This window comes from Cupriavidus sp. SIMBA_020, assembly GCF_046535395.1.
Classification (GTDB): domain Bacteria; phylum Pseudomonadota; class Gammaproteobacteria; order Burkholderiales; family Burkholderiaceae; genus Cupriavidus; species Cupriavidus campinensis.
The window spans coordinates 1-247 of record NZ_JAWRWU010001340.1; the positions used below are offsets into that span (position 1 = coordinate 1).

A 247-nucleotide genomic window follows, 5' to 3' on the forward strand; every position below is an offset into this window, starting at 1 on the left:
GCATGCACGCTGCACAGGAACGCGCAGGCGCGGCCGAATTCATCGCGATTGCCGAAACGGCCGGCGGGGATCGTTTTCATGCGCTGCCGGCGCGCTTCCTCGACGGAGATGTTTTGCGCCCTGGCTTGCGCATCGAACGTGACGGCGATGCGGTCGGTGTCGAACAGACCGGGCAGCAGGTTGTTGATCGTGACGCCGGTGGGCGCCACCTTGCGCGCGAGTCCGGCGACGAAGCCGGTCAGCCCCG

The 247-nt window shown here is 67.6% G+C and carries 1 protein-coding gene; it reads right to left on the reverse strand.

All coding sequences use genetic code 11. The annotated features are described in order from the left end of the window. The coding region (locus SB751_RS33880; RefSeq protein WP_410749483.1) for an SDR family oxidoreductase at positions 1–247 on the reverse strand (247 nt) is incomplete at both ends.